We start from the raw sequence: 22,750 nt of genomic DNA, 5'->3' as shown, positions 1-22,750 counted from the left end.
TATGTGCGAAGCAGGAGGTTCTATGACCAGTGATAAAAATTTTATACTAAAGGGAAACATTTGTTATAGTGAGGATGCCCATACGTTAAGAACGGTGGAGCAGGGTTTTTTAATATGCCAGAATGGAAAGTGCGCCGGGGTATTTCACAGCATACCTCAGCAGTTTCAGGATTTTTTGCTGATTGACTGTAACGATAAGCTGATTATTCCGGGACTGATTGATCTTCATATTCATGCACCGCAATATTCTTTCCGCGGTCTTTCCATGGATTTAGAGCTGTTAGACTGGCTGAATACCAATACGTTTCCGGAGGAAGCCAAATATGGCGATCTGGAATATGCAAAAAAGGCCTACCAGATATTTGCAGAAGCAATGAAGAGAAGTGGGACGACAAGAGCTTGTATATTTGCCACCATCCACGGGCCGGCCACGGAACTGTTAATGGATCTCATGGAAGAGACCGGTTTAAAGACGATGGTTGGTAAGGTTAATATGGACCGGAATTCACCGGATTATTTATGCGAATCAGGTGCGCAGGCGTCAGAGGCGGAAACAATCCTCTGGCTTTCTAAGACAAGAGGAAAGTATCAGAATGTAACTCCGATTCTGACACCCAGATTTATTCCGTCCTGTACTGATGATCTCATGGAACGGCTGGGAAGACTGAAAAGAAAATATAAACTGCCGGTTCAGTCTCATTTATCGGAGAATATAAGTGAGGTTGAATGGGTGAAACGTTTATGTCCCAGTACCGGGTGTTACGGAGAAGCTTATGATCAGTTCGGCATGTTCGGTGGGGAGGAAAAGACAGTAATGGCTCATTGTGTCTTTTCGTCTGAACAGGAGATTGAACTGATAAAAAAGCGGGGAGTCTATATTGCACATTGTCCCCAGTCCAACACCAATCTGGCTTCTGGTATTGCACCGATGCGTACCTATTTAGACCTGAAATTAAACGCAGGCTTAGGCACGGATGTAGCAGGAGGAAGCGGTGAGTCCATATTCCGCGCTATGGCAGATGCCATATCTGTATCAAAGCTGCGGTGGCGTCTTGTGGATTCTTCATTGAAACCTGTCACGATTGAGGAGGCATTCTATCTGGGAACTCTGGGAGGAGGCTCTTTCTTTGGAAAGGCAGGCAGCTTTCTGGAAGGTTATGAGTTTGATGCTCTGATTTTAGATGACAGCACTTTAAGTCATCCCCAGCCGCTAAGTACGAGGGAACGGCTGGAACGTTTTATCTACCTGTCGGATGACAGGCACATCGCGGGGAAGTATGTGGATGGGAAACGAATTTTTTAGAGCACCTAAGGAGGTAGGAAGTATGGAACGAATATTTCATTTATCTGAACATCACACAGATTTAAAAACAGAGATTATAGCCGGAATTACAACCTTTATGACGATGGCTTATATACTGGCTGTAAACCCAAGCGTTCTCGGGGCAGCCGGAATGGACAGCGGTGCAGTCTTTACGGCCACAGCGCTGGCATCCCTGGTTGCAACACTTTTAATGGCGGGTCTTGCAAATTATCCATTTGTACTGGCACCAGGAATGGGATTAAATGCTTATTTTGCATATACCGTAGTTCTGAATATGGGTTATTCCTGGGAGATGGCTCTGGCAGCCGTATTCGTCGAAGGTATTATCTTTATTCTGCTTTCACTGACCAATGTCCGTGAGGCGATATTTAATGCAATTCCAATGAATTTAAAACATGCAGTATCAGCTGGTATCGGTTTATTTATTGCATTTATCGGTCTTCAGAATGCAAAAGTAGTGGTTGACGGAGCGACTCTTGTAACCATGTATTCTTTTAAGACTTCCCTGACTGACGGAACCTTCAATTCTGTAGGAATCACTGTTTTACTTGCGATTATCGGTATCCTCATTACTGCAGTACTGGTTGTAAAGAATGTAAAAGGAAACATCCTGTGGGGAATTCTGGCAACCTGGGTTCTTGGTATGATCTGCCAGGCAGTTGGTCTTTACCAGCCCAATCCGGAACTTGGAATGTTCAGTGTATTCCCGGATTTTTCAAAAGGATTTGGAATTCCAAGCATGGCGCCCACATTTTTAAAGCTGGATTTTTCCAGAATTTTATCAGTGGATTTTCTGGTAGTCATGTTTGCATTTCTGTTTGTTGATATGTTTGATACACTGGGAACATTAATCGGTGTTGCCTCCAAAGCAGACATGCTTGATAAGGATGGGAAGCTTCCCCAGATTAAGGGTGCACTGATGGCAGATGCAGTAGGTACTTCTTTAGGAGCATTATTTGGTACATCCACAACTACAACTTTCGTGGAAAGCGCTGCAGGCGTGGCAGAAGGCGGAAGAACCGGATTAACAGCAGTGGTAGCAGCTATACTATTCGGTTTATCCCTGTTTTTATCCCCGATCTTTCTTGCGATTCCTTCTTTTGCAACAGCTCCGGCTTTGATCGTTGTTGGATTTTTAATGATGACATCGATTACGAAAATTGATTTTAACGATTTTACAGAGGCACTTCCATGCTACATTGCAATTATTGCCATGCCGTTTATGTACAGCATTTCTGAAGGTATTGCAATGGGTGTTATCTCTTATGTATTTATTAACGTTGTTACAGGCAGCGCGAAGAAAAAGAAAATCAGTATTCTTATGTATGTTTTAGCAGTACTCTTTGTGCTGAAATATATACTGATCTGATAGATTGACGAAAACGGCGGTGACATGGTCCCACCAGGCAGGAATTGCCTGAGTGAACCATGTCACCGCCGTTTTTCGTTGTTTCCATAGAAAAATTAATTCAAAAGCACAATGGCCAGATTTAAATATCCTGCAAATGTCACCCATAAAAGATAGGGAATCTCTCATTAGTGAAATTATTTCCCATTTTTCGGTAAAATAATATTTAATAAGATAGCGACCAGAGTTGCCACAACCACAGGAGAACGTCCAAAGATGGTGACTACCCAGGCAGGAAATGTGGAAAGCGCCGCCGTAGCCTGGGAGATTCCCATGCCAAGGGCTGCAGCAAGTCCTACGATTGAGGAATTACGGTAATTCATTTCTTCGGAGGTTACCAGTTTCATACCTGTCATTGCAATGGAGGCAAAGACAGATACGGTTGCGCCTCCTAACACACATTGGGGAATGGTGGTAAGCAGGGCTGAAAATTTGGGTATCAGGCCTGCAGCCAGTAAGAAGGCTGCAGTTAAACCCATAACATAACGGTTGACAACTTTTGTGGTGGTTACGATACCCACGTTCTGGCTGTAGGTCGCTGTGGGAAGTCCTCCTAAAAAAGCGCCAAAAATATTTGATACTCCATAGCCCATGATTGCGCCCTGTAGTTCCTTATTGGTTGGCTCTCTGTTTATAGAACCGCTGGTGGTAGCGGTAAAGTCACCAATTGCCTGAACCGAATTAATAGCGAATAAGAGTCCGATTGCAATGCAGGAAGAGGGTTCAAAGGTAATGCCAAAATGCAGAGGCTTTGGTATGTAAAATAAGGAAGCAGATGCAATGTTGGAAAAATTAACCATACCAAAAAGCAGTGCTGCCACATATCCCACCATGATGCCAATGAGAATGGAAGCCAGCTTATAGATACCCTTTCCAAAGTGGTTCAGTAAGGTGACCACAGTCAGTGTAAGGAAAGCAATGGTCCAATTTTGCCAGGATCCGTAGGAGGGGCTTGAGACTCCGCCGGCCATATAGTTGATGGCAGTAGGGTAGAGGGAGAGTCCAATGGTAAATACGACAGTTCCGGTAATGAGTGGGGGAAAAAATTTCCGGATCCGCATAACAGAAAATCCTACCAGAAATGCTACGATACCGCCGACGATCTGAGCCCCCAGAATTGCAGAGATTCCATAATCTGCAGCAATGGACTGCATACTGGGAACGTATGCGAAACTGATGCCCAGGATAACAGGGAGGGCAGAACCGAGACGGAATCCGTTCTTTTTCCCTATGGGAAAAAGCTGGAGGAGAGTGGACAGGGCGGAAACTACCAGGGCAGCCTGAATCAGGATGACCCGGTCTGAGTTTTCCAGTCCTGCGACGTTTGCTACAATGATGGGTGGTGTGACACAGCCGACGATCATTGCAACCAGGTGCTGTACTGCAAGGGGGATTGTGTGAGAAAATCTGGGGATGCCTTCGAGTTCAAAGATAGATGCATACTGTCTGTCTGATTGACTCATGGCATTGATACTCCTTTATTAGTTTACTGATGAATATGGGTTCCAGTGTTTCCAAGTATTCCTTCTTTTGCTTTTTCCAGCAGTGTTATCAGGGCAGTCCGGCCTTTCCCCGATTCGGCAAATTTCACGGCAGCCTCCACCTTGGGAAGCATGGATCCAGGTGCAAAGTGACCTTCACGTATGAACTGATGTGCCTGTTTGGCAGTGATGTCACTCAGCCATGTTTCGTCCTGTGTGCCATAGTTTAAGGCGATTTTTTCCACGGCTGTCAATATAATCAGGTGATCTGCGTCCAATTTCTCGGCCAGGAGTTCACTGGCAAAGTCCTTATCAATGACAGCACTGGCGCCCTTTAAGTGATTGCCATTTAAGGTAACCGGAATTCCTCCGCCTCCGCATGCAATCACCAGCTGTCCGCCGTCTACAAGAGATCGTATGGCCTCTATTTCGATGATATCCTGCGGCTTTGGAGAGGCGACCACACGGCGGTAACCTCTGCCGGCATCCTCCTTCATCAGGTATCCATATTTGGCTGAGGCCTCATCAGCCTGCTCCTTCGTCATAAAATGTCCGATTGGCTTGGAGGGATTTAAAAATGCCGGATCCTGCTCGTCCACGCGGATCTGGGTGATCATGGTGGTCACCGGAATATGTCTGATATTCCGGTTCACCAGTTCTTCTCTTAGTGCATTCTGCAGATCATAACCGATATAAGCCTGGCTCATGGCGACACAGACGGAAAGAGGGGTATTAGGCTGCGTGGAGTCCTCTCTGCACAATGCACTCATGGCATTGTTAATCATTCCCACCTGTGGGCCGTTTCCATGGGCAACCACCACCTCGCAGCCTTCTTCAATCAGATCCACGATGGCTTTTGAGGTGCTTTTGACTGCTGCCATCTGCTCTGGCAGGGTATTGCCAAGGGCATTACCGCCCAGGGCAATTACAATTCTCTTTTTTTTCTCCATATGAGTGATCCCCTTGGTCAGATTGAGAACTTACGCGGTGATTTCTTTTCCTCCAGCTTTTTAAATACCTCCTGGGGATTTTCAAACTTGCTTAAAAAGATCATGGCAGCAATCACGTATGGCTTATAGCTGGCTTCCTTATAGAGTGGATTTCTGTAACGGTCAAATACGGAAGCTTCTACTTCTCCGTCTTTGCAGCTGATATCGTTGATATCTGCAGGAAGGCAGTGAAGATAGAGTGCTTTTCCGTCCTTAGTAGTCTTCATCAGTTCTTCTGTACAGCACCAGTCCTTATGATTGGCATTCTGCGCCAGAAGCTCCTTCTCAAGCGCTTTGATTCCGTCCAAATCTCCATTGCCATAGAGATCGGTTCTCTTTTCCATGGCTGCAAACGGTGCCCAGCTCTTTGGATAAACGATGTCAGCATCTTGAAAAGCATCTGCCATATCATTGGATACCCGGAAGGAACCGCCTGATTTTTCTGCATTACTCTTAGCCACATCTAAAACTTCAGGCATGACCTCATAGCCTTCCGGATGAGCCAGTACCACTTCCATTCCCATACGTGTCATTAATCCGATCACACCCTGGGGAACAGATAAGGGCTTTCCGTAAGAAGGAGAGTAAGCCCAGGTCATGGCCAGTTTCTTGCCTTTTAGATTTTCAATTCCGCCGAATTCATGAATAATGTGGAGCATGTCTGCCATGGTCTGTGTGGGGTGGTCAATATCACACTGTAAGTTCACAAGTGACGGCTTCTGTTCCAGAATTCCATTCTTATATCCTTCTGTTACCGCATCGGATACCTGATGCATATAGGCATTGCCTTTTCCGATGTACATATCATCACGGATGCCGATTACATCTGCCATAAAGGAGATCATGTTGGCAGTTTCACGGACAGTTTCTCCATGGGCGATCTGAGATTTACCCTCGTCTAAATCCTGTACTTCCAGTCCCAGAAGGTTGCAGGCAGAAGCAAAGGAAAAACGGGTACGGGTGGAGTTATCGCGGAATAAGGAGATTCCAAGTCCGCTTTCAAAAACCTTTGTAGAGATGTTGTTTTCTCTCATAAAGCGGAGGGCGTCGGCAACGGTAAAGACTGCTTCCAGTTCGTCATCCGTTTTCTCCCAGGTTAAAAAGAAGTCATTTTCATACATCTCCTTGAAATTTAAGGAATTCAGTTTGTCGATATAATCCTGTAAGGTTTTCATAATGTTGTAAGCCTCCTGATAGTGGTTTTATTCATTGCAGTAAACAGTGGGAAGTGCGGCATATACGGCTGCACAGGTGACAAGGTCCTGCTTCCAGGTCTTTTCATTCGGCGCATGGGCCTGTGCCTCTGCTCCCGGGCCAAAGCCGATGCATGGAATCTGATTACGTCCCATGATGGAAACACCGTTGGTGGAAAAAGTCCATTTGTCGGTAAGAGGACGTGCAAGCCGCATGGAAACTGTCTCCTCAGAACCGATTCTGGTATTCCCGTATAAGGACTTATAAGCTTCTTCCAATGATCTTGTTACTTTATGATCCTCAGGAATGACCCAGGTCGGGAAGTAACATTCGATTGGATAGGTAAGGTCTTTATAGGAAGGACGGGAATACTCATACATGGAAACGGTGACATCGTCTCCGTATTTCTTAACATTTGGAAGGCTGCGGATCTCCTCCAGACAGCTTTCCCAGGTTTCCCCTGCTGTCATACGGCGGTCTAAGGAAACAGAACAGGAGTCGGCTACTGCACAGCGGCTTGGTGATGTGAAGAAAATCTCTGAGACGGTAATGGTCCCTCTGCCTAAAAAGTTCGCTTCTTTCCACTGGGTATTATGAGCTTCCTCAAGCATTTTAGTAAGTCCCTTAATCTCATTGCCCTCTGCTGCATCATTCTCATTAAGAGAACGGACATCCTGAAGAATATCAGCCATCTTATAGATCGCATTGTCTCCCCGCTCCGGTGCAGATCCGTGGCAGGAGATTCCCTTTACATCAACCCGTATTTCCATACGTCCTCTCTGCCCGCGGTAGATTCCGCCATCCGTGGGTTCGGTGGATACTACAAATTCCGGACGGATCTTATCTTCATTGATAATGTACTGCCAGCAGAGTCCGTCGCAGTCTTCCTCCTGTACGGTACCGGTAACAAGAACGGTGTATTTGTCACTTAAGAGCCCTAGATCCTTCATAATTCTGGCACCGTAGACAGCGGATACCAGTCCGCCGCACTGGTCGGAGACACCTCTTCCTCCGATTTCCGTATCGGTTTCGTAGCCTTCGTAAGGATCAAAATTCCAGTTGGACTTATTGCCGATTCCTACCGTATCAATGTGGGCATCGAAACCGATCAGTGTCTTTCCTGTTCCCATAAATCCAAGCACATTGCCCATGGGATCAATCTGTACTTTGTCAAACTCAAGCTTTTCCATCTCCTGTGCAATCCGGTCAATGTGAGCTTTTTCATCGCAGCTTTCCCCGGGGAATTTTACGATGTCACGCAGAAATTTTGTCATATCTGCTTCATAGTTTTTAGCTGCTTCTTTAATTTTTTCGTAATCCATGCTAATACCTCCGTTTTTATGAATGGCTAACGTTCTTTTCCTTCCCAGACAATGGCTTTATAACGGTCAGGATCTGTATCTCCTTCTGTGGAGAAAAGAAGAACTTTAGAATCTTTGTTAAGTCCCAGGTGATCTCTTAAGGCCTGACAGGAGTCATCCTTCATAATGGAAGCTAAAACTCCAAATGGTGCAGCACCTGATTCTCCCGATGTAACAGGAGCATCTCCTTTTATTGGCGCAGCCAGCATTCTCATACCTTCGGCAGCAGCCCAGTCAGGAGCAGAAATAAATGTGTCGGTATGATTCTTTAAAATATCCCAGGAGATCGTATTAGGCTCTCCACAGGCAAGACCGGCCATAATGGTCTGCATATCGCCGTCCACGATCCGGATATTGCCGTCTCCGGCTTTGGCGCCTTCATAAAGACAGGCAGCCACATCTGCTTCCACCACAACACAGACAGGCGGATTCTCAGGATAGCGGTTTTTAAAGTATCCAACCACTGCTCCGGCGAGAGATCCCACACCTGCCTGGACAAACACATGTGTGGGTTTTTCGCACTCGTATGCCATAAGCTGTTCGTCAGCTTCCATGACCATGGTGCCGTACCCCTGCATGATCCAGGCCGGGATTTCCTCGTAACCATCCCAGGCGGTATCCTGTACAACAACGCCGTTCTTCACCTTTAAAGCCGCATCAGCAGCCATGCGGACGCATTCGTCGTAGTTGAATTCCTCAATGGTTACATCTGCTCCTTCTGCTTTAATGTTGTTAAACCGGTTTAATGTAGTACCTTTTGGCATAAAGACAACTGCCTTCTGTCCAAGCTGGCGGGCAGCCCAGGCAACACCTCTTCCGTGATTGCCGTCTGTTGCGGTAAAAAAGGTGGCCTGACCGAATTCTTCCTTTAACGCTTCGGAGGTCAGCACCTGAAATGGAAGATCAGAGACTTCTTTTCCAGTCTGCTTTGCCACATACTTAGCCATGGCATAAGAGCCGCCTAAAACCTTAAATGCATTTAAGCCGAACCGGTAAGATTCATCTTTTATGTAAATCTCACCTAACTCAAGGTAGTCTGCCATATGGGGGAGCTTTGTGAGAGGAGTTTCTTTGTACCGGGGGAAACTCTTGTGGAAGTTTCTCGCCTTTAAAATCTCCTCAGGCGCCATAACAGGCAGATGTCTGTCATCGGTTTTTGGCATGGTGTTTACAGCCCATTCAATTGGTTTCATATCTGCACATTCTCCTTTATAATAAAATAGAATCATCGTGTTTCGTCTGCAGGCTGCTTAAGCCTTTTCTTTGTTTGCATCCATATAGCTGTATAAAGTGAATTTTGATATACCGAAAAAGCTGGATACCTTGTCACCTGATTTTGTAATGAGAAATGCGCCTGCGTCATTGAGATACTGAATAGCAGCCACTTTGTCATCCTTCGTCATCAAGGCTACCGGTTTTCCAACTAAAGCAACAGACTGATCGATTAAAGTGTCCAGCAGATCATTGACATTATGGGTGATTTTTTTAGGTTCCTTATTGTGATCTCCCGCAGTTTCACCGGTGGAAATAAGGGATTTAACCGCATTCTCCACGGTAAGCAGTCCGGTGATGTCATAGTTTAATGCAAGGATGTAGTCAACGGTATGATCGCTTCCCCTGATATACATGGTGCTGGATTTCAGTATCCGGCCATCCTCGGTTCTTGTGAGATAGGAGAGGCGGTCTTTTAATAGATCAGGATCCTTTTTTAAAGTCTCCAGAACAATCTCAGAAGGCCCGTCTCCGATTTTACGGTTGCTGACCTGGCCGTTTTCAATAAAAACGATGGAGTTTTCCATGTTTTCCTTGTGCAGGTCATGAATCACCACTTCGCATTGATTGCCAAAGTGGGCTGCCATTCCCTGCGCAATCTGTGTCAGTAACTGAAGCTTTGAGTCCATTTTTCCTCCTCCTTACAGGTTCGTTGTTAAATTCATCATAGCATAAAAAATTTTAATTACAAGTGGTTTTCTAAAAATTTTTTAGGTTTACTAATTTTTTTTGTAAATCATACTTGCATTTCTCAAAGTGAAATGATAAACTGTTTTTAAACGAAAGCTATAGTATAATGTGCATAAAAAAATAAGCTTAAAAAGATAAAAAGAAAGCAAATTGCGAAAATAAAGTATTGGCCTTCAAAATTTATCCTGTCAGGTTTGTATACATAAGAAAATTAGCAATTTACTTTCGGATCTTAGAAAATGGAAAAGGAGATGGAATCATGCTGATAATTGGTAATGGAAGAATGATCACAAGAGATCCCGGGAATCCGTTTCTGGAAGACGGAGCAGTGGCAATGGAAGACGGGGTGATAAAAAAGATTCTGACTACCGGTGAACTTAGAAAGGAATATCCTCAGGCAGAATACATTGATGCCAGGGGTGGGGTCATTATGCCATCCTTTTTAAATACCCATGAGCATATTTACAGCTCCTTTGCCAGAGGATTAGCCATTGACGGGTATAATCCCCATGGATTTCTGGAGATTCTTGATGGACTCTGGTGGACCATAGACCGGAATTTGACATTGAATGATGTCTATTTAAGCGCTATGGCAACCTATGTGGATTCCATTAAGAATGGAGTGACAACTGTATTTGACCATCATGCCAGCTTCGGGCAGATCAGAGATTCCTTATTCCGGATCGGGGAAGCTGCAGGTAAAACCGGAATCAGAACCTGCTTATGCTATGAGGTCTCCGACCGCGCAGGAGAGGAAAAAGCGAGAGAAGGAATTCTTGAGAACGAGGCATTTATCCGACACGCTGGTTCTGATGATTCGGATATGATTGCAGGCATGATGGGAATGCATGCCCAGTTTACCATATCGGATCAGACCATGGAATTTGCGGCATCCCATAAACCGGACGGGACAGGCTATCATATACATGTGGCAGAAGGGATTGAGGATCTTCATGACTGCCTTCATAAGTATGGCAAGCGGATTATTGACCGACTTATGGACTTTCGGATTCTCGGAGAGAAGACACTTTTGGGACATTGCATCTATATTAATCCCCATGAGATGGATCTAATTCATGATACGGACACTATGGTGGTGCACAATCCGGAATCCAATATGGGCAATGCCTGCGGATGTCCTCCCACGATGGAACTGGTGAAACGTGGGATTTTAACCGGTCTTGGAACAGACGGTTATACCCACGATATGCTGGAGTCCTATAAGACAGCCAACGTGCTTCATAAACACCATCTATGTGATCCCAATGCAGCCTGGAGTGAGGTTCCAAAGATGCTTTTTGAAGGAAATGCAAAGATTGCAGGCAGATATTTTAAGAAACAGCTGGGAGTTTTAAAGGAAGGTGCAGCTGCTGATGTCATTGTAACGGATTATATCCCGCTGACCCCCATGAACGCAGACAATGCAAACAGCCATATTCTGTTTGGCATGACCGGACGCAGCGTGGTAACCACCATATGTAACGGTAAGGTTCTTATGAAAGACAGAACCCTTATAGGAATTGATGAAGAGAAGCTTATGGCAGAATGCAGAGAAGCTGCAAAAGGGCTTGCTGCACGGATCAACGGACGATAAACAGACAGGAGGATATCTATGGGAGACAAAATGACACCAATGCCCTTTGCGCAGTTAATGGACTGGGTGATGGGAGAGCATAAAAAGAAAAAATCGGTTTTTGGAGTATACCGTCCTTATCTGGCGGCTGAGTCACATAACAGGGAGCTCTTTGGCAGAACCCTTGAGACCCCCATCGGACCTGCGGCCGGTCCCCATACCCAGCTGGCCCAGAACATTGCAGCTGCTTACTATGCAGGAAGCCGATTCTTCGAGCTGAAGACTGTGCAGATATTAGACGGAGATGACCTGCCGGTAGAAAAACCCTGTATCAGGGCAGAGGATGAGTGTTACAACTGCGAATGGTCTACCGAACTTTATGTTCCCCAGGCACAGGAGGAGTATATCAAAGCCTGGTTTATCCTGTCTTTTATGGCAAAAGAGTACGGTTTAGGCCGTATGGATGGATTTCAGTTTAATATGAGTGTGGGATATGATCTGGAGGGAATCAAATCCCCCAAGATCAATTCTTTCATTGACTGTATGATGGAAGCAGGAGAGACGGAAACGTTTCAGTCCTGCAGGCAGTATCTTCTGAATCATGTGGAGGAGTTTCGGCATGTGACAAAAGAGGATATAGAAGCTATCTCTTCACGGATCTGCAATTCTGTTACCCTTTCTACCTTACATGGATGTCCGCCTCAGGAGATTGAACGGATAGCTGTGTATTTAATAGAAGAAAAGGGACTGAATACCTTTATTAAATGTAATCCCACACTACTGGGATATGAATTTGCCAGAAATACTCTGGACGAGATGGGATATGACTATGTTTCCTTTGGTGAGTTCCATTTTCTTGACGATCTTCAGTATGAAGATGCGGTTCCCATGTTGCAGCGGCTTATGGCACTGGCCAAGGAACGCGGATCAGAGTTTGGCGTAAAGCTGACCAATACCTTTCCTGTTGATGTTAAAAATGGTGAGCTCCCCAGCCAGGAGATGTACATGTCAGGAAGGTCTCTTTTCCCTCTTTCTATGGCACTGGCAGCCAGACTTTCCAAAGAATTTAACGGAGCGCTTAGAATCTCCTTTTCCGGCGGCGGTGATTATCATAACATCCAAAAGATTACAGATGCTGGGATCTGGCCGGTTACAGTTGCTACCACCCTTTTAAAGCCGGGGGGTTACCAGAGACTTCTTCAGATGGCAGAACAGACGCGGGAGACCAGCGTTTCATTTCAGGGAGTGGATGTTACTAAAGTCTCAAAACTGGCGAAAGATTCGGTTACAGATTCACATTATACAAAAGCCCTTAAGCTTCTGCCTGAGAGAAAGATGAAAAAACCAGTTCCCTTGCTGGACTGCTATACAGCACCCTGTCAGGAGGCCTGTCCCATACATCAGGATATCACCACATACTTAAAACTGTCAGGTCAGGGAAATTACGAAGAGGCCATGGAAGTGATTGCAGAGAAAAATCCCCTTCCGTTTATAACCGGTTCCATATGTGCCCATAACTGTATGAACATGTGTACCAGGAATCATTACGAATCTCCAGTAAATATAAGAGGAGCCAAGCTGCTTTGTGCAGAAAAGGGATTTGAAGGTTATTGGAAAACCATTAAAAAAGGCGGCCTGACTGGTAAAAAAACAGCAATTATCGGAGGCGGTCCTGCAGGTCTTTCCGCCGCATATTTCCTGACAAAGTCTGGTATGCCTGCCACAATATTTGAAAAAAGCGGTTCGTTAGGCGGAGTGGTCAAAAACGTTATTCCTGATTTTAGAATATCAGGGCATGTGATTGATAAGGATATTGAATTATGTCTCTCGTATGGGGCAGAGGTAAGGCTGAATACGGAAATAACAGATCTGTCTGCATTGAAAAACCAAGGATTTGATTCAATCATTCTGGCAGCAGGTGCAAGCGAGCCGGGAGTTCTGAATCTGAAGACAGGCGAAACCATAAATGCCCTGCATTTTCTGAGTGAGTACAGAAAAAAGGATAAAAATGTAGATATTGGAAAGAAAGTTGCAGTAATCGGCGGAGGCAATACGGCGATGGATACGGCAAGAGCAGCGGTCAGAACCCAGGGCGTAGAAGGGGTTTCCCTTATTTACCGGAGAACAAAACGATACATGCCTGCAGATGAGGAGGAATTGCTGCTTGCCATGCAGGATGGCGTAAAATTTATGGAGCTATTATCTCCTGCAGAGTTGGTTCACGGACAGCTGATCTGCAGTGTGATGAAGCTTGCCGCTGCAGACGAAAGCGGAAGAAGGGCTGTTATAGAAACAACTGAGACTGTTTCCATACCTGCAGATACGGTCATAGCGGCAGTTGGCGAAGGAATTCCAAAAGAGTTTTACTTAAAGAACGGCATTGAATTAACAGGCAGGGGAAGAGTTCTTGTGAATGAGGAGACGTTAGAAACAAGCGTATCCGGAGTATATGCAATAGGCGATGGGCTTTTTGGTCCGGGAACTGTGGTAGAAGCTATCAGAGATGCCAGAATGACGGCAGAAGCCATTCTGGGGAAGAAAGCTGCCAGGGATTTTGATAACCTGCCAGCTGATCCTGATAAACTCTACGATAAAAGAGGTATCTTAAAAGAAACACTTGATGATCAGGAAGAAAATACCAGGTGCCTTGGTTGTAAAAGCATCTGCGAAAACTGCGCAGAGGTCTGTCCGAACCGCGCTAATCTGGCACTTATGGTTCCGGGACTGACAAAGCATCAGATCCTTCATGTGGATTATTTATGCAATGAATGCGGAAACTGCAGAAGCTTTTGTCCATATGACAGCGCCCCGTATATTGATAAATTCACTCTGTTTGCCAATGAAGCTGATTTAAATCACAGTAAGAATCAGGGATTTACCGTGATTGACAGAAAAACCGGTGCATTCCTTCTTAAATATATGGGAAGTCTGTATACGGGGAAAAAAGGGGAAGCGGTTGATGCAGTTCCTGAAGGGCTTTTAAAGATTGTGGAAACCGTTATAAATGACTACGATTATCTGTTAAGATAAGAAAGTGGGTGAAGCAATGGTTCGTTTCCTGGTAAACGGAGAGATTGTAACAGTACCGGAAGAAAGGAAGCTGATTGACGTTTTAAGAATTGATCTGGGGCTTAAGTCTGTAAAAGACGGATGCAGCGAAGGTGCCTGCGGAACATGTACGGTCTTAATAGACGGAAAGGCTGTAAAAGCCTGTGTTCAGAAAGCTGCCAGAATGGAGGGGAAATCTGTTGTGACGGTAGAAGGACTGTCTGACAGAGAAAAGGAAGTATTTGTTTATGCCTTTGGGTCAGCGGGGGCTGTTCAGTGCGGCTTTTGCATTCCCGGCATGGTAATCTGTGCAAAGGCCCTCATTGATGAAAATCCTGATCCAACAAGGAAAGAGGCCGCCTTTGCAGTGCGGGGGAATATCTGCCGCTGTACCGGATATAAGAAGATTATTGATGCCATTCTTCTTGCAGCCAGGCTGTTTCGGGAAGACGTCAGGGATTTAAAAGCTCCTGAAGTAAAGTCTGTGGGTCAGCGGGTTCATCGCCTGGATGTGCCGGAAAAAGTGCTGGGCTACGGGGAGTACGTAGATGATATGGAAGTGGAAGGCTTAATCTACGGAAGTGCGGTGCGAAGCAGATATCCCAGGGCAAGGATTCTTTCTATAGACAGTTCAAGAGCCAAAGCTCTGCCTGGAGTCCGCGCAGTCTTAACCGCTAAGGATGTTCCGGGAAAGAATAAAGTGGGACATCTAAAAAAGGACTGGGATACCATGATCGCGGAAGGTGAGATAACCAGATATGTGGGAGATGCAGTCTGTCTTGTAGCGGCCGATACTCCTGAGATACTGGAAGAAGCGAAGAAGTTGATCCGAATTGAATACGAGGAACTTCCGGGAGTTTTTTCTCCAGAAGAAGCTTTAAAGCCGGATGCACCTCTGGTTCATGATACGGGTAATATTTTAGCCCATGAACATCTGATAAGAGGAGATGCGAAAAAAGCCATAGAAAATTCCGCATATTCTGTAACCATGCATTATGAGACTCCGTTTACAGAGCATGCATTCCTGGAACCGGAGTGTGCAATAGCCATCGTGGACAGGGAAGAGGAAGATGCTGTTATCTATTCCTCCGATCAGGGAACCTATGATACGCAAAAGGAATGTGCCGGAATGCTGGGTTTTGAGCTTTCAAAGGTTCATGTCATCAATAAACTGGTAGGAGGGGGATTTGGCGGAAAAGAGGATATGTCCGTTCAGCATCATGCGGCTCTTTTGTCCTATCATACCAAAAGACCTGTTAAGGTAAAGCTGACGAGGAAAGAAAGCATCATGGTTCATCCAAAACGCCACCCTGCTTCCATGGAATTTACCACTGCCTGTGATGAGAATGGCAATCTGACTGGTATGACGGCAGTAGTCGTAACGGATACCGGAGCTTACGCTTCTCTGGGAGGACCTGTTCTCCAGCGGCTTTGCACCCATGCGGCAGGACCCTACCATTATCAGAACATTGACATTGAAGGGACAGCCGTCTATACCAACAATCCGCCTGCAGGAGCGTTTCGCGGATTCGGAGTCACACAAAGCTGCTTTGCAATTGAATGTAATTTGAATCTGCTGGCGGAAAAAGTTGGGATCAGCCCATGGGAAATCCGTTACCGCAACGCGATCAGGCCTGGGCAGGAGCTTCCAAACGGTCAGATCGCTGCAGAAGGAACGGCTCTTGTGGAAACCTTGCTTGCAGTAAAGGATCATTATGAAAGCCACCCTTATGCAGGAATTGCCTGTGCCATGAAAAATGCCGGAGTGGGAGTGGGGCTTCCTGACTGGGGAAGATGCAGGCTTACCATTGAAGATAGCATGGTTCATATCCGGTCAGGAGCCTCCTGCATCGGTCAGGGACTTGGTACCGTACTGGAGCAGATTGTGTGTGAAACCCTTGACATTACTGGAGATCAGGTTGTTTATGTGGCGGCTGAAACTAATTTGGCACCTGATTCCGGAACCACCTCCGGCTCCCGCCAGACTCTGGTAACCGGGGAAGCAGCCAGACGTGCATGCGGTCTGATTCTTCAGGATTTAAAGGCAGGAAACCAGTTGTCTTCTTTAAACGGAAAAGAATATTTTGGGGAATATCTGGCTGCCACAGATCCTATGGGAAGCGATAAAAAGAATCCGGTATCCCATGTGGCATACGGTTTCGCCACCCAGGTAGTCTGTTTAAAGGAAGATGGCACAGTGGAGCAGGTGATTGCAGCCCATGATGTGGGAAAGGCCATTAATCCGCTGTCTGTAGAGGGACAGATTGAGGGGGGCGTGATCATGTCACTGGGATACGCTCTGACAGAGGAATTTCCGCTGGATCATGGTACACCCCTTGCAAGGTTCGGAACACTGGGACTGTTTCGTGCAGATAAGACACCGGATGTCCAAAGTATAATTGTCGAACGAAATCACGATCCCCTTGCTTATGGGGCAATTGGAATCGGAGAGATTACCTCTATTCCCACTGCACCAGCTGTCCAGGGCGCTTATTATAAGCATGATGGTGTATTCCGTACCACCCTCCCCCTGGAAGAGACGGCGTATCGGAAAAAGAAAAAATGACCGTAAAAAGGCGCAGGAGAAGAAATTATTTTCTCTGCGTCTTTTTAGGATTGACAAGAAACGGGGAACAGGGGAAAATAGATTGTATAGACCGGTATGCAGACAGAAATACCGGATTATCAGAAAGGAAGTGGATGTGCTGTGAAGACGTTGTTAAAAGGTGGAACCGTAGTTTCAGGAAGTAAGACTGCAGCAGCAGATGTTCTCATGGAGGATGGAAAAATTCTGGCAGTGGAACAGAAGATTGATGAGGCGGATGCCAAGATCATCGATGTTTCCGGCAGGCTTTTATTCCCGGGATTTATTGATGCCCATACTCATTTTGATCTTCATGTTGCAGGGACTGTAACTGCTGATGATTTTAAGTCAGGAACCAAAGCGGCTTTAGCCGGAGGAACCACCATGATCATCGATTTTGCCACTCAGTACCAGGGAGAAAGTCTCCATCAGGCTTTGAATAACTGGCATAAAAAAGCGGATGGCAATGCATCCTGTGATTATGGGTTTCACCTTGCCATATCGGACTGGAACCATTCTGTAAACGAAGAGCTTGACACCATTATTTCTGAAGGTGTGACTTCCTTTAAGCTGTATATGACTTATGACGAGATGTATATGGCGGATAAAAAGATTTACCAGATTTTAAAGCGTTTAAAAGAGGCTGGGGGAATTGCTGGTGTACACTGTGAAAACAAGGGAATCATAGAGGCTTTAGTGGAGGAAGAAAAAGCAAAGGGGAATTATTCCGTTAATGCACATAAAAAATCAAGACCAGCGGCGGTAGAAGCAGAAGCAGCAGGCCGTCTATTAAAGATTGCCCAGGTAGCGGACTGCCCGGTTATCATCGTACATTTAAGTTCAGAAGCCGGTTACAAAGAGATTTTATATGCAAGAGAAAGAGGGCAGGAGGTATATGTGGAAACCTGCCCACAATATCTGATTTTTAATGATGATGTTTATGATCTTCCTGGTTTTGAGGGAAGTAAGTACGTGATTTCTCCTACAATCAAGAAGGCATCAGACCGGAAGAGGCTGTGGGAGCTTTTAAAGGCGGATCAGATCCAGACCGTATCCACCGACCACTGCAGTTTTACTTTGGCACAAAAGGCAGCAGGAAGTAAGGACTTTACAAAGATACCAAACGGCATGCCTGGAGTGGAGGCACGTCCAGCCTTAATGTACAGCTTCGGGGTAAAAAAGTATGGACTGACTGTGGAACAGATGTGCCGTCTTCTCTCTGAAAATCCGGCAAAGCTTTACGGGGTCTATCCAGAAAAAGGCGTCATAGCTCCAGGAAGTGATGCAGATATCGTGGTATGGAATCCGGAGTCCAGGTGGACGATGTCAGTTGACAATCAGGTTGCACATGTGGACTACTGTCCATTTGAGGGAATAACCGTTGAGGGAAAAGCAGAGCTTGTATTCTTAAAAGGCCGTCTGGCTGCAGAGAATGGAAAAGTTCTGGTGGAAAAGACAGGCTCTTATGTGGCAAGAAACAAGCATATGGGGCTGGCACAATGGAATTAAAAAGCGTATATGCGTTTGAAGAGTCAGATGGTAAAATAAAACTAAAAAAGAAGAACTCACTGTGGGAAGCACTCAGCCTTTCTATAAAAGAACCGGAAATCATAGCTTTTACAGGAGGCGGAGGCAAGACAACTGCCATGTTTTCTCTTGCAGAGGAATTAGCGGGCTGTGGAAAAAGAGTGATTGTCACCACCAGCACACATATTTACAGGCCAGTTGACAGGGTCGTGGCAGAGGCGGCTGATTATAAAACAGTCAGTGATTTTCTTGCCGTAAATAAGGAACATTTTTCTTCTCCTTCCGGCTGGACTCTGGTGACCGGCCAGCACGCCAGAGAGGGGAAGCTAAAAGGAATGGAACTGGCGGAACTGGAAAAGCTGGTTCAACTTTGTGACGTACTTCTTGTAGAGGCAGATGGCGCAAAATGTCATCCAATTAAGATTCCGCGGACAGGAGAGCCGGTTTTACCAAAAAATACTTATGCAGTAATCGGCTGTGTTGGGCTTACCTGTATCGGTGAGCCCTGGGAGGAAGCGTGCTTTCGTTATGAACTGGCTCCCTGCATTTTTGGCAGCCGGACAATGGAAGACCGGATTACTCCGGATGCCGTTTCCCAGATTCTGACCAGCATAAACGGAACCCGGAAGGGAGCAGAATCCATGGAGTACCGCATTCTTTTCAATCAGGCAGATAGCGAAATACGGCTGTCACATGCCCAGGAAGCAGCAGAAGCAATGGGGAAACAATGGGCACAATACTGTGCGGTAACCAGTTTCCATACGAATGGCAACGAATACACGGGAACCAGAAAGGGGCTGACAAGATGAAGGAAATCAAAACGAAAGACGCAGCGGGGCATGTTCTTTGCCATGATATGACCCAGATTATACCAGGAGTGTCAAAGGAGGCAAGATTTAGAAAGGGGCATGTAGTAACAGAGGATGACATCCCTGTTCTGCTGTCAATGGGGAAGGAGCACCTATATGTCTGGGAGAAGGATGATACCATGTATCATGAGAATGAGGCGGCTGAAATATTGTGTGAATTATGCAGAAATGACCACATGGACAAAGGAGATGTAAAAGAGGGGAAAATCGAATTAAAATCCACAATACGGGGATTATTGAAAATAGATACCAGGCTGCTTGATGTGGTAAACAGTGCCGGAGACATGATGATTGCTTCCAGACATCCCAATACACCAGTGGAACCAGGGGATAAGCTGTGCGGAACCAGAGTAATTCCACTTGTAATAAAGAAGTATAAGATGGATTCAGTCAAAAGTCTTTGCAGCGGGAAAAAAATATTTGCCATTCTTCCCTATAATAATAAAAAAATCGGTATTGTAACAACCGGCAGTGAGGTATACTGCGGAAAGGTCAAAGATGCCTTCGGTCCCGTATTAAGAGCCAAAGCAGAAGAATTTGGAGGAGAGATTATAGGGCAGACAGTGACTGATGACAATCCGGAACATACTACAGAAGCGATTCTTGATTTTATCAGTCAGGGAGCGGATATGGTCCTGGTCAGCGGAGGTATGAGTGTGGATCCGGACGATAAAACTCCTCTGGCAATCCGAAACACAGGGGCTGAAGTGGTGTCCTATGGTGCCCCTGTCCTGCCTGGAGCCATGTTTCTTCTATCCTATTACCGGAAAGACGGTAAGAACATACCAGTAGCAGGACTTCCGGGTTGTGTGATGTATGCCAGACGAACGGTATTTGATTTAGTCTTGCCGCGCCTGATGGCAGACGATCCGGTAACAAAGGAAGAACTGGATAAGCTTGGAAAAGGAGGGTTATGCCTTTCCTGTGAGGAATGCCATTATCCAAACTGCGGATTTGGGAAGGGCTGGTAGGATGAAAATATTGATTAAAGGTGCCGGTGATCTGGCTTCCGGAATTGCCTGCCGTCTGCACCGCTGCGGATTTTCAGTAGTAATGACGGAACTTCCGGTGCCGACCACAGTAAGACGGACTGTGGCATTTTCCAGAGCTGTTTACGAAAACAGCGTTGAGGTGGAAAATGTTACCGGTGTGTTATGCACCAGCATGGAAGATATAGAGAAAACCTGGTCAAAGGACCAGGTGGCTGTGGTGATTGATGAAGAATGCCGCATCCGTAAGGAATTAAATCCGGATGCAGTAGTAGACGCCATCATAGCGAAAAAAAATCTGGGAACAAGAATTAAGGATGCAGACATTGTCATAGGAGTTGGACCTGGTTTTACTGCAGGAGTGGATTGTCATGCAGTGGTAGAGACAAAACGGGGCCATGACCTGGGCAGATGCATCTGGAAGGGAAGTGCATTTCCCAATTCAGGAGTTCCCGGAATTATAGGCGGTTATGATAAGGAACGGATTATCCGTGCGGTAAAAAACGGGATATTTCACCCTGCAGTTACCATTGGAACAGTTGTAAAACAAAATGATGTGGTTGGATATGTGGATGATTTATCGGTGTTGGCTGAAGTGGGGGGAGTTGTAAGAGGACTGCTTCAGGATGGAGTGACTGTCTTTAGCGGAATGAAATCAGGAGATATTGATCCCAGAGGGGTGACACAATACTGTTATACCATATCAGATAAGGCATCAGCTATAGGGGGAGGCGTATTAGAGGCTGTATTAAGCCTCAGAAAGAAGAGTTTTACTGAGAAAGAAAGGGTTTCGCAATGAATATGACACTGATTCTTCTGGCAGCAGGAGACAGCTTGCGGTTTAACGGCAATAAGCTGCTTTATGAAATGAATGGAAAGCCTATGTACCGCTGTATTATAGAAGAAATTGATCAGCTTCCGGGTGGTTTGTTTACCAGAAAACTGATTGTGACCCAGTATGATGAGATAATGGATTACATGAAGGATTCCGGATATAAAATCATTGTAAACAAAGACAGTAAACTTGGTATTTCACATTCCATTCATCTGGCTTTAAAGGAACTGGAAAATGAAGACACGGATTTTTTGTTTGCAGTCTGTGATCAGCCTTATTTACATTCCTCTACCATAGAATCTCTGGTGCGCGGATTTAAAGGTAGCAAAAAAGGGCTTGCCTGTTTAAGCTGCGAAGGAGAATTAGGCAATCCTGCCTTATTTTCCAGCAGGTATCGTAAGGAATTGATGGAACTAAAGGGTGACAAAGGCGGAAAAAGAATTATAAGAGCCCATATGTCTGATGTGTTTCTTTTAGAGGCAGCAGACCCTGCAGAGTTACAGGATATAGATATCAGACCCCGGTAAAACAGGGAATATTTAAGTAGGAAGACATGGCTTTTTAAGGCTGTGTTTTTTTATTTCCAATTTCATCCAATGATAGAAAAAAATCACTTATTAGTTTCCAGAATAATGAAAATCGTGTATAATAAAATCATCAAAGGAGGGGCGCTATGTGGAAAAGGCTGAGTGAACATTTCCTTGTGTTAAGTAAAAGCAGAAAGGAATTGAAGCAGGAAGGGATCAGGATCTGTGTCATTTATTTCCTGCTGAGTTTGTTCTGGATATTAAGTTCTGACAGATTGGTTCCTGCTGTTGTCAGTAATTTCCGCACAGTCATGCTTTTTAGTATGATGAAGGGAGTCATGTTTGTATTATGTACAACCATATTTTTATATTATTTGATAATCAGACTCTTAAATAAAGCAGGTCTGGCTGAAGAAGAACTGGGCAGAAGTTATGAAGAATTGAAGACGCAATACGAAAAGATCGGCCTTTATGATCAGAAGCTGTTGGAAAGTGAAGAGAAATACCGGACAATCATTGCCCATATGCAGCTTGGAATGGCTCTCTTTAAGGGAGAGGATGAAACCGATATCAGGCACTATAAGCTCATTGATGTAAACCCATACTATGAGGAACTGGCGTGTGACCAGGAAGAATCTGTTCTTGGAAGATATTTTTGTGAGATACATGACAATCTGGAGCCGGACATATGGGAACTGCTTGTAAAGACTGTAAAAACCGGTGAACCTGCCCGCTATGAACGTTTTCAGCACAGGATGAATGTATACTATGAAGTGATTGTATTCTGTCCGGGGCAATTCCAGCTTGCCCTGATAATTAATAATATAACAGAGCGAAGACTGGCGCAGCAGAGACTGAATTATTTAAGCTATCATGATCCCCTTACAGGTCTGTATAACAGAAGATATTTTGAAGAACAGCTGAGGCTTCTGGATCAGGAGTATAACTATCCCCTGGTGATTACCATGGCAGATATTAACGGGCTGAAGCTGATCAATGATTCATTTGGTCATTCGGCAGGAGATGAATACATAAGAAAAGCTGCAGCTGTACTCCGGAGCAATACCCGCAGCCAGGAT

Annotated in this window: 17 protein-coding genes; 11 read left to right on the top strand and 6 right to left on the bottom strand. The window is 45.4% G+C overall.

Annotated elements, in window-relative coordinates; translation table 11 throughout:
* Positions 1–22 precede the first annotated feature (22 nt).
* Both RZO55_RS00090 and RZO55_RS00085 read left to right on the top strand, forming a co-directional pair.
* Positions 23–1,303, top strand: coding sequence for an amidohydrolase family protein (locus RZO55_RS00090; protein WP_318062266.1), 1,281 nt, complete (start codon positions 23–25; stop codon positions 1,301–1,303).
* A 22-nt stretch (positions 1,304–1,325) separates the two neighbouring features.
* Positions 1,326–2,693: an NCS2 family permease gene (locus RZO55_RS00085; protein WP_318062265.1), complete on the top strand. Its 1,368-nt coding sequence runs from the start codon at positions 1,326–1,328 to the stop codon at positions 2,691–2,693.
* 176 nt (positions 2,694–2,869) lie between these two features.
* On the opposite strand, the gene RZO55_RS00080 is transcribed toward RZO55_RS00085, so the two are convergent.
* The 6 genes from RZO55_RS00080 to RZO55_RS00055 are packed head-to-tail and all read right to left on the bottom strand — an operon-like array spanning position 2,870 to position 9,658.
* Positions 2,870–4,195: a uracil-xanthine permease family protein gene (locus tag RZO55_RS00080; protein WP_318062264.1), complete on the bottom strand. Its 1,326-nt coding sequence runs from the start codon at positions 4,193–4,195 to the stop codon at positions 2,870–2,872.
* 23 nt (positions 4,196–4,218) lie between these two features.
* Positions 4,219–5,163, bottom strand: coding sequence for a carbamate kinase (arcC, locus tag RZO55_RS00075; protein ID WP_318062263.1), 945 nt, complete (start codon positions 5,161–5,163; stop codon positions 4,219–4,221).
* Positions 5,164–5,180: 17 nt separating this feature from the next.
* Positions 5,181–6,377 (bottom strand): knotted carbamoyltransferase YgeW, encoded by a 1,197-nt coding sequence (ygeW, locus tag RZO55_RS00070; RefSeq protein WP_318062262.1) that lies wholly within the window; start codon positions 6,375–6,377, stop codon positions 5,181–5,183.
* Between the two features lie 27 nt (positions 6,378–6,404).
* Positions 6,405–7,718 (bottom strand): YgeY family selenium metabolism-linked hydrolase, encoded by a 1,314-nt coding sequence (locus RZO55_RS00065; protein WP_318062261.1) that lies wholly within the window; start codon positions 7,716–7,718, stop codon positions 6,405–6,407.
* Between the two features lie 26 nt (positions 7,719–7,744).
* Entirely contained in the window at positions 7,745–8,950 is a 1,206-nt protein-coding gene (gene dpaL / locus RZO55_RS00060) for a diaminopropionate ammonia-lyase (RefSeq protein WP_318062260.1), read from the bottom strand.
* A 57-nt stretch (positions 8,951–9,007) separates the two neighbouring features.
* Complete coding sequence (locus RZO55_RS00055; protein ID WP_318062259.1) at positions 9,008–9,658, bottom strand: helix-turn-helix transcriptional regulator; 651 nt, start codon at positions 9,656–9,658, stop codon at positions 9,008–9,010.
* A 320-nt stretch (positions 9,659–9,978) separates the two neighbouring features.
* Here RZO55_RS00055 and ssnA point away from each other — a divergent pair, with 320 nt between their 5' ends.
* The 9 genes from ssnA to RZO55_RS00010 all read left to right on the top strand — a co-directional run.
* A complete protein-coding gene (ssnA, locus tag RZO55_RS00050; RefSeq protein WP_318062258.1) occupies positions 9,979–11,313 on the top strand; it encodes a putative aminohydrolase SsnA in 1,335 nt (444 codons plus the stop codon).
* Between the two features lie 18 nt (positions 11,314–11,331).
* On the top strand, positions 11,332–14,322 hold the full coding sequence (gene ygfK / locus RZO55_RS00045; RefSeq protein WP_318062257.1) for a putative selenate reductase subunit YgfK: 2,991 nt from the start codon (positions 11,332–11,334) through the stop codon (positions 14,320–14,322).
* A gap of 16 nt (positions 14,323–14,338) precedes the next feature.
* The gene (xdh, locus tag RZO55_RS00040; protein ID WP_318062318.1) at positions 14,339–16,906 is read left to right on the top strand and encodes a selenium-dependent xanthine dehydrogenase; all 2,568 of its coding nucleotides are present in this window, start codon (positions 14,339–14,341) and stop codon (positions 16,904–16,906) included.
* Positions 16,907–17,002: 96 nt separating this feature from the next.
* Entirely contained in the window at positions 17,003–18,433 is a 1,431-nt protein-coding gene (gene hydA, locus RZO55_RS00035; protein WP_369293184.1) for a dihydropyrimidinase, read from the top strand.
* On the top strand, positions 18,424–19,260 hold the full coding sequence (gene yqeC, locus RZO55_RS00030) for a selenium cofactor biosynthesis protein YqeC (RefSeq protein ID WP_318062256.1): 837 nt from the start codon (positions 18,424–18,426) through the stop codon (positions 19,258–19,260). Before hydA ends, yqeC begins: the two co-directional genes overlap by 10 nt.
* On the top strand, positions 19,257–20,291 hold the full coding sequence (locus tag RZO55_RS00025) for a molybdopterin-binding protein (protein WP_318062255.1): 1,035 nt from the start codon (positions 19,257–19,259) through the stop codon (positions 20,289–20,291). The genes yqeC and RZO55_RS00025 overlap by 4 nt, the downstream gene beginning before the upstream one ends.
* A gap of 1 nt (position 20,292) precedes the next feature.
* Complete coding sequence (gene yqeB / locus RZO55_RS00020) at positions 20,293–21,108, top strand: selenium-dependent molybdenum cofactor biosynthesis protein YqeB (protein ID WP_318062254.1); 816 nt, start codon at positions 20,293–20,295, stop codon at positions 21,106–21,108.
* The gene (locus RZO55_RS00015; RefSeq protein ID WP_318062253.1) at positions 21,105–21,671 is read left to right on the top strand and encodes a nucleotidyltransferase family protein; all 567 of its coding nucleotides are present in this window, start codon (positions 21,105–21,107) and stop codon (positions 21,669–21,671) included. The genes yqeB and RZO55_RS00015 overlap by 4 nt, the downstream gene beginning before the upstream one ends.
* 146 nt (positions 21,672–21,817) lie before the next feature.
* On the top strand, positions 21,818–22,750 hold a 933-nt coding region (locus RZO55_RS00010), incomplete at its 3' end, for a sensor domain-containing diguanylate cyclase (RefSeq protein ID WP_318062252.1).

The organism is Clostridium boliviensis (assembly GCF_033342255.1).
GTDB classification, from domain to species: domain Bacteria; phylum Bacillota; class Clostridia; order Lachnospirales; family Lachnospiraceae; genus Lacrimispora; species Lacrimispora boliviensis.
The sequence above is the reverse complement of the archived record's forward strand: the minus strand, read 5'-3'. Positions and strand labels throughout refer to the sequence as shown.

Excerpts from the sequence above, each read along its gene's own strand:
- yqeC (WP_318062256.1), top strand. The coding sequence starts at position 18,424 with ATGGAATTAAAAAGCGTATATGCGTTTGAAGAGTCAGATGGTAAAATA.
- ssnA (WP_318062258.1), top strand. The coding sequence starts at position 9,979 with ATGCTGATAATTGGTAATGGAAGAATGATCACAAGAGATCCCGGGAAT.
- yqeB (WP_318062254.1), top strand. The coding sequence starts at position 20,293 with ATGAAAATATTGATTAAAGGTGCCGGTGATCTGGCTTCCGGAATTGCC.
- dpaL (WP_318062260.1), bottom strand. The coding sequence starts at position 8,950 with ATGAAACCAATTGAATGGGCTGTAAACACCATGCCAAAAACCGATGAC.
- ygfK (WP_318062257.1), top strand. The coding sequence starts at position 11,332 with ATGGGAGACAAAATGACACCAATGCCCTTTGCGCAGTTAATGGACTGG.
- RZO55_RS00015 (WP_318062253.1), top strand. The coding sequence starts at position 21,105 with ATGAATATGACACTGATTCTTCTGGCAGCAGGAGACAGCTTGCGGTTT.
- RZO55_RS00085 (WP_318062265.1), top strand. The coding sequence starts at position 1,326 with ATGGAACGAATATTTCATTTATCTGAACATCACACAGATTTAAAAACA.
- RZO55_RS00065 (WP_318062261.1), bottom strand. The coding sequence starts at position 7,718 with ATGGATTACGAAAAAATTAAAGAAGCAGCTAAAAACTATGAAGCAGAT.
- xdh (WP_318062318.1), top strand. The coding sequence starts at position 14,339 with ATGGTTCGTTTCCTGGTAAACGGAGAGATTGTAACAGTACCGGAAGAA.
- hydA (WP_369293184.1), top strand. The coding sequence starts at position 17,003 with ATGCAGACAGAAATACCGGATTATCAGAAAGGAAGTGGATGTGCTGTG.
- RZO55_RS00055 (WP_318062259.1), bottom strand. The coding sequence starts at position 9,658 with ATGGACTCAAAGCTTCAGTTACTGACACAGATTGCGCAGGGAATGGCA.
- arcC (WP_318062263.1), bottom strand. The coding sequence starts at position 5,163 with ATGGAGAAAAAAAAGAGAATTGTAATTGCCCTGGGCGGTAATGCCCTT.
- ygeW (WP_318062262.1), bottom strand. The coding sequence starts at position 6,377 with ATGAAAACCTTACAGGATTATATCGACAAACTGAATTCCTTAAATTTC.
- RZO55_RS00025 (WP_318062255.1), top strand. The coding sequence starts at position 19,257 with ATGAAGGAAATCAAAACGAAAGACGCAGCGGGGCATGTTCTTTGCCAT.
- RZO55_RS00080 (WP_318062264.1), bottom strand. The coding sequence starts at position 4,195 with ATGAGTCAATCAGACAGACAGTATGCATCTATCTTTGAACTCGAAGGC.
- RZO55_RS00090 (WP_318062266.1), top strand. The coding sequence starts at position 23 with ATGACCAGTGATAAAAATTTTATACTAAAGGGAAACATTTGTTATAGT.